This is a genomic window from Pedobacter sp. (assembly GCF_035566355.1).
In the GTDB taxonomy this organism is placed as follows: Bacteria; Bacteroidota; Bacteroidia; order Sphingobacteriales; family Sphingobacteriaceae; genus Pedobacter.
In genome coordinates this window covers 1-6,676 of sequence record NZ_DATMRL010000182.1, presented here as the reverse complement: position 1 = coordinate 6,676, position 6,676 = coordinate 1, and the positions used below count along the sequence as shown (strand labels likewise).

The window sequence follows — 6,676 nt, the reverse complement described above, 5'->3', positions numbered from 1 at the left end:
TACCTTTTTTGCCTGGATACCATTCTGTTCTATTTGTGCAACGGCTTCACTTTCTACTTTTTTAAGAATGCCCAGCATCTGGCTGATGAGCAAACTATTGGCATTGGCCAGAACAGCCTCTTTATTCAGAAAACGCTGACTTTTGATTTTTTGCTCTTTTTCTATGGCCCGGAGGGATTCTTCCATCCCCTTCACAATTTTTCTTTCGTTAGATAAAGCAATGGTATCTCTTTTTACCTTTTCCTCGTTGACAATCTTAAAGGTTTTATCCTCCTCGCCTTCTGTCTTTTTCTTTCCAAATATTTTACTAAAAAAACTTCTCGGTTTCTCCTCCGAAGGGATAACTGTAGTAGTAGAGGTCCTTTTTTCAGAAGTCACCACAGTACTGTCTGCCTCTGCCGAATTTTTATTGACCAGATCGTTGAACTTCTGCACCTGGGTAGAGAAAGATTTGTTGTTGATCAGTTTTTCGCGAACTTTTAAATAGTTCACAAATTGCTTATCTCTTACTGTCAAGAGGCCATCAATAGAGGCAATCCGCCGGAGTTGGACAGAATCGCCCGCATATAAGCCCGCAAGTGTATCCAGCAGCGTTCTTAACTGCTTGGAATCTTTAAAAAACTTATTATAATTACCCGGGTCATTCAGGGCTTGTTTTTTCTGTACCTGGTCAAGTGCAGAGATTCTCCTGGACAATTCGTTAACCACACGAAGTTTCTCATTTGGTGAGGAGATGTTCTCCACCGTATTCATCATTTCCCGAAAAGCAACCTTACTCACCAGCCAGGCCATGAAAAGAGCAAAGCAGGCCAGCACAAGTGCTAAAATCACTTTACCTCTTATGGCATGAATAAAACCTTCCTTAGAAACACGCATCATATGTATTTATTACAGGAAAAATGATGCCAAGCTCTGAGATCTGTGTTAATCCAGCCAAATTAGCGGATATTTTACCGGAAGATTCCTGATGATTTCTTCCACTTTCGGATCGTGATCCAGCTTTACCCAGGTAGCCAGCCACTCCTCATTCCGATAAGCAGCTGCCCCCAGCACTAAAGACGGCTGTGCAACAGGCCATTCCTCCCAGTGCATCACATCCGGCTTCAACTTCCATAAGGATTTATCAGCAATATAAGGGAACATGTATTGAATTCCCTTTTTAATGGATCGCCCGTCTGGTGTAGAATAATTCCACAGGTTGTTCTCGGGCGTAGACAACACCCGGCATAAGGTGGTCATTACATCCAGGTTAAAAAGTGAATATCCATAGGGTTTGGTTCTGGCCAGCTCAAGCGGAAAGCTTCCATCTGCTGCCATTTGGTCTGGCAGAAGCACATTTTTATACCGGTCAACACAGAATTTTTGCAATGCCATATTGTTGGTCAGCCTGGAAAAAGCAGCAATCTGCAACACAAAACACGTCCCATGATTATTTTTCGCGTTCATTTCTGCCTTGCCATTTGGATGTTCCATAAGCCAGGTGGTATAATCAGCAAACCATTGTTTAATTTTCTGCAGGTTCTCACCGTTCATTGCGCTGTGCATCACATGAATGCCCATCACCACATCCAGCAAATGAATGGTATCAATGATTCCGATACCCCTTCCCGTATATAATCCCTTTATGGCCTGTGCATACAACAGATTAGGGTTCATCCGGGTTTCTTCATCGATAAACCAGGCCCTTAAATGTTTCTCCGCAGCGTGAACATACTTCGCATTTCCTGTAATTTTATAGGCAGAAGCCAATGCACCAATAATCCTGCTGAACCGGATCATGGCTAATCTGTGCGCAGTAAAGTTCTCCGGATTGGTCATACCATCCCTTTGAATGTATGGCCCGTTTGGATTTTTGGGGTCCGGCCACCAGTAATCACCCTCAGAAAAGAAATCATGCTTCCCCCCTGCACTTCTTGGAGAAGAGGCCGCAGTTACAGTGATCGGATCGGCCTTCAGAGCAACATCGGCTTCCCGTAATGTTTGTTCCTTAAGTACAAATTCAGCGGTCTGATATACTTGTGAAGAATTTGCCTGGTTCTTTATAACGGAACATCCTGATAAGATAAGACTGAGGATCAACAGGAGTCTGCCTCTGCGTAAAAACATAGATAATTTGGTTAGATAAATCAAAGTTAAGATATCAGGATAAAAGCCATTATACAAATTGTAACACATTTGTTATTTCAAATTAATTTATTTCTGGTCTATGCATTCATTAAGCATTAAAACTATCTTAGTCTTTCTTTTTCCAACTCATGAATTATATAAAGTTCTCCACCTCTTACCATACCGGAAAACTCCAGTCAGAATTAACGGAGGTTCTAAAAGAAGAATGGCCCTTACATTTTAATGCAAAGGATTTCAATGGCGATTGGAGGAGTATTTCCCTTCGTTCCGCCAGTGGACAAAGTAAAGACATCTATGCCCATCCAGATGTTATCTATCAAGACACGCAGGCACTTGGTCTGATGCCCTATGTAAAAGAGATCCTTGATTCCTGGAAATGCGACAAAGAAGCCGTACGCCTGCTGTTACTGGCACCGGGGAGTTTCATCAAACCTCATAAAGACCCCGGATGCAGTTACGCAGATGGACAATTCAGAATCCATATCCCTATTGTAACCAATCCGGATGTATATTTTACCCTTGATGATGAAAAACTCCATTTGGCTCCGGGAGAATGCTGGTATATGAATTTCGGCGCTACTCATAGCATTGTTAACGCCGGCAGTACAGCAAGAGTACACCTCATCATTGACGGGATACGCAACAACTGGACAGACCAGTACTTTGCCCAACACGGCTATAAACTCAGTGAAAAATCAGCAGGAATGACCTACGATGAGGCGACAAGAAATGGCATGATCCAGGAACTGGAACAAATGAATACAGAAACTGCAAGACGTTTAATTGCTCAATTAAGAACAGAAATATAATGCAGAACACTCCAATAGCCAATTGGATCCCCTATCAGATGAGCTATACCAGTGAAAGCGGCTGGATGCTCACATGGCTTGACCTCGGAAAAAAAATCATAGAGGAACCTTTTTTTGACGAAACCATACAAATCTGCCGTTCCAAACAAAGAGAACGATCTCCTTTACAAAGCCTTTCCAGCCCAGACTTTATGACGGAGGCCTGCAAAGGATTACATTTTCTAGCGCCCTCAGCTTTCATCTTTCATGTATCCAGATGTGGCTCGACTTTACTTTCACAAGCTTTTTCGCAGTCAGACGAAAATATCGTCATTGCAGAAGCACCCTTGCTCGACGAGATTTTAAGGGCTGGGGAAAAACAACCTGGAATCCAATTAGCTGTTCTGGAAACCTGGTTCAAGTCTGCGTTAAACTTAATGGGCCAACATCGGAATTTCAAGGAAAGCAATTACCTCATCAAACTGGACAGCTGGCACCTTCACTTTTATGAAACCTTACGTCAATGGTTTCCAACGACTCCTTTTTTCTTCCTTTACCGCAAGCCAGAAGAAGTGATTGCCTCTCATGATAAGCGAAGAGGTCTCCACAGTATTCCCGGAATGATCAGCAATACGCTGCTTAAGACCGAAAGACCGGACCATTATGGAAGTGACTTTAACCGCTATACCTCAGAAGTCTTACAGCAGTACTATCAAAAAATGACCGGGATACATCAACTGAAACGTTCGGAAAACCTATTTTTCGATTATGCAACGGGCGTAAAAGAAATGGTATCCGCTTTCAGTTCCTTTACTGGAATACCAGTACATCAGAATCTGTTCGAACGGCTAAACTACCACAGCAAATCTTCAAATGAATTATTCAGACCCGAAGCCAGTCCCTATCCCAAATTCTACTTTGAGGATTGCCACCACAGTTATGAACATTTAAGAGCCATCAATAGCTAAGCACAACCAACTCAGCTTTTCTTTTTCCGCAAAGTTTAATGTTGTAGATTGCAATTCAAATTTAAACCGAATACACCACCTTAGAATACATCGTTAAAAATGACAGAATGCACTTTCCTTCGTGTTTTTTATGAAGTTCATCAAAGTAAAAAACAAAGAGACCATACGCCTGAGTATCCCAATTTTGATCGTCTTGAAAACATATGGCTAAGTATTTATGGTCTGGGAAAGTACGAAACCTATTATTTTATGTATGCAGAATGCAGACATTTTAACCATTTCAATCAATGGTTAAACCAGCTTAAAGGCCACGAATCCCTGGAAAAAGCGGCAATTCAGTTCAATACCTGGTTAACACAACAACCAAACTCCGACCCGGCCCCTGCACAAAAGCAATTACTCAGTGAAGAGCAATTGCAGTTCTGGGAACAATATGGCTACCTCAAAATAAGTGATCTCCTAGAGCCGGAACTTTGTGATGATGTAAAAGAATTGATCTGCACACACCTGGGCATCAATTTATCAAATCCATATACCTGGTATACACCACACCCAGACTGGCAAGGACTTATGGTACAAGTTTATCAGGATACCAGGCAAGAAGCGATCAGGAAACATCCAAATGTACATCAGCTGTTTTCAGAACTTTACGCTGGCCAGCAAATCATTGCCAATACAGAAAAAGTGAGTTTCAACCCGCCCGAAACCCCATACTGGCTGTTCAGAAGCGGTGATCTTCACTGGGATATAGATCTGGACAAGCCGATAGAATACACCATACAAGGACTCATTTATCTTGATGACGTTCCGGCAGACCGGGGACCATTAACATTGGTTCCAGGAGTACACCATCAATTTAACGAATGGATAAAGTCATTCAAAACTCTTGAAGACGCACATCATGTGATGCGAAGCCAGGTACAGGGCACTCCCGTACCCGGAAAAAAAGGAGACATCATTGTCTGGCTCAATACGCTTCCTCATGCGGCAAGTGCCAACCATTCCCATTTACCACGGTTTGTTCAATACCTCAGTTTCTCAAAATTATAATGGGTCATATTGTTCAGTTTACAGGCTTATCCGGGAGCGGGAAAACAACTTTATCAAATGCCCTTCTTGAATGGGGAAGGCAATCGGGCCTAAGAATTAAACTCATAGACGGAGACGTTTATCGTCAAACTCTCTGCAAGGATCTGGGTTTTAGCAAAGCAGACCGTCTAGAAAACATCTCCCGCCTGGGCAATTATGCTTCAGGTCTTTTAACAGATTATGATTTCATATGCATAGCGGCTATTAATCCGTATGAAGAGGGAAGGCTCCAGCTAAAACTAAAATATGATGCCTCATTAATCTGGCTCAAGTGTGATTTGGAAACACTGATTCAGAGAGATCCCAAAGGACTATATAAAAAGGCAATGCTTCCAAATGGTCATCCGGAGAAAATATACAATCTTACTGGCCTCAACGATACTTTTGAGACGCCACAGCTGGCAGATTTAATCTTAGACACCAGTATACTAAACCCTGATCAATGCCTGCAGTTAACTGTTGGTTTTCTGAACAGCAGAGAGATTCCTTAGCACCACATGTGCCTGAGCAAACTGATCTTTATGCGCTAAACCCGCAATAAGATATTTATGATGGAAATCAATTCTTTGTTTATTTTCATCAAAGCCAAACCTGGTTTTTCCTATGATCATTCCATTTTCTCCGGCCTGACTTAATACAACATCATGCTTATCTCTGTTTTTTAAGATCATTGCCCCCTGCAAAATCTTATTGCTGCTGCCACTGGCAATAAAATCAATATGAGCAGATGCCTCTGCCAATTCCTTACTATTAAACTTATCCTCGTCAAAACCCAGCTGAGACAAGCAGATCACCAGATCGCAACCGAGCTCCTCCTTTAGGTATTCCGCAGTTCTGTTGGTTGCAGTATAAGGATTTTCGAACAAAACCCCTTCTATATCCAGCTGCGGGCCTACCCCTGTTACACCAACTTTCAATCCCTTTGTTTTGATCACTATATAAGGTTTAACCGCAGCACTCAATACAGAATGGCTAAAACTATAATTACAATTCACCAGGGAAAAATTCATCTGTGGGATCAATTCCGAAAATCCGACCTGTCCCAGAGACAACTCGTTAATTCCAATCGTTACTGCATGATAACCAATTCTGTTCATCAGACCGATCGTTCTTTCCCGCCTTTCCCGACTTTGTTGCCGCTCGAGGAAATTACCCGCATCAACAACCAATCCAGACACATCTTCACTGGCCATCAAAGCATGAACTTTCTCCAAGCCTCCAAAACCGTTCTGATTACTTTTGATCTGACTGTTCAAATCATTAGTCTGAAAGATATTAATACACTTTCCTGCATCAATAGTATTGATCTTTTTACTAACATCAGCTAATGCCTGCAGGGGTTTACCAAGCAGAGTAACTCCAGCTAAAATGCCCGAGCTTTTCAAAAATGATCTTCTGGGAGAGGACATAATTAATAGTTTTATAAAGTAATTATAGGAAAAAAAAGCAGTCAACGCAACATTTCTATAAATATTATATTTTTATTAAAATTCTATTTGAAAGAATTTAATATTGTCTTACATTTAAATTTAATTTTATTGAGTGAATTCATCAATCAATAAAATTAAATTTTTGACATACCAAATTAACGGGCCTTTTGAATTGTTTTATGAAAGCAATCTTCTCTACCACTGGTTTATTTTCTGTCCTTCGTGAGATACTTAGCCCGTTACCCCCCCCTCGGTATATTCGTTTCATTCATTA

The 6,676-nt window shown here is 41.4% G+C and carries 6 protein-coding genes and 1 pseudogene; 4 read left to right on the top strand and 3 right to left on the bottom strand.

Annotated elements, in window-relative coordinates:
* A pseudogene (locus tag VNZ46_RS07210) lies at positions 1-879 on the bottom strand (hybrid sensor histidine kinase/response regulator); the annotation flags it as partial.
* Positions 880-924: 45 nt separating this feature from the next.
* Positions 925-2,106 carry an alginate lyase family protein gene (locus tag VNZ46_RS07205; RefSeq protein ID WP_325559405.1) on the bottom strand — a complete coding sequence of 394 codons (1,182 nt, stop codon included), beginning with the start codon at positions 2,104-2,106 and terminating at the stop codon, positions 925-927.
* A gap of 149 nt (positions 2,107-2,255) precedes the next feature.
* Between VNZ46_RS07205 and VNZ46_RS07200 the strand changes: the two genes are divergently transcribed.
* The 4 genes from VNZ46_RS07200 to VNZ46_RS07185 all read left to right on the top strand — a co-directional run bounded on the left by VNZ46_RS07200 (position 2,256) and on the right by VNZ46_RS07185 (position 5,463).
* Positions 2,256-2,936, top strand: coding sequence for an aspartyl/asparaginyl beta-hydroxylase domain-containing protein (locus tag VNZ46_RS07200; RefSeq protein ID WP_325559404.1), 681 nt, complete (start codon positions 2,256-2,258; stop codon positions 2,934-2,936).
* On the top strand, positions 2,936-3,883 hold the full coding sequence (locus tag VNZ46_RS07195; RefSeq protein ID WP_325559403.1) for a hypothetical protein: 948 nt from the start codon (positions 2,936-2,938) through the stop codon (positions 3,881-3,883). Before VNZ46_RS07200 ends, VNZ46_RS07195 begins: the two co-directional genes overlap by 1 nt.
* Before the next feature lie 99 nt (positions 3,884-3,982).
* Positions 3,983-4,933, top strand: coding sequence for a phytanoyl-CoA dioxygenase family protein (locus VNZ46_RS07190; protein WP_325559402.1), 951 nt, complete (start codon positions 3,983-3,985; stop codon positions 4,931-4,933).
* Positions 4,933-5,463: an adenylyl-sulfate kinase gene (locus VNZ46_RS07185; protein ID WP_325559401.1), complete on the top strand. Its 531-nt coding sequence runs from the start codon at positions 4,933-4,935 to the stop codon at positions 5,461-5,463. Before VNZ46_RS07190 ends, VNZ46_RS07185 begins: the two co-directional genes overlap by 1 nt.
* Here VNZ46_RS07185 and VNZ46_RS07180 read toward each other — a convergent pair.
* Positions 5,425-6,381, bottom strand: a complete 957-nt coding sequence (locus VNZ46_RS07180; RefSeq protein WP_325559400.1) for a hypothetical protein — start codon at positions 6,379-6,381, stop codon at positions 5,425-5,427. The two genes, VNZ46_RS07185 and VNZ46_RS07180, sit on opposite strands and share 39 nt — an antisense overlap.
* Positions 6,382-6,676 lie beyond the last annotated feature (295 nt).

Excerpts from the sequence above, each read along its gene's own strand:
- VNZ46_RS07190 (WP_325559402.1), top strand. The coding sequence starts at position 3,983 with ATGACAGAATGCACTTTCCTTCGTGTTTTTTATGAAGTTCATCAAAGT.
- VNZ46_RS07205 (WP_325559405.1), bottom strand. The coding sequence starts at position 2,106 with ATGTTTTTACGCAGAGGCAGACTCCTGTTGATCCTCAGTCTTATCTTA.
- VNZ46_RS07180 (WP_325559400.1), bottom strand. The coding sequence starts at position 6,381 with ATGTCCTCTCCCAGAAGATCATTTTTGAAAAGCTCGGGCATTTTAGCT.
- VNZ46_RS07185 (WP_325559401.1), top strand. The coding sequence starts at position 4,933 with ATGGGTCATATTGTTCAGTTTACAGGCTTATCCGGGAGCGGGAAAACA.
- VNZ46_RS07195 (WP_325559403.1), top strand. The coding sequence starts at position 2,936 with ATGCAGAACACTCCAATAGCCAATTGGATCCCCTATCAGATGAGCTAT.
- VNZ46_RS07200 (WP_325559404.1), top strand. The coding sequence starts at position 2,256 with ATGAATTATATAAAGTTCTCCACCTCTTACCATACCGGAAAACTCCAG.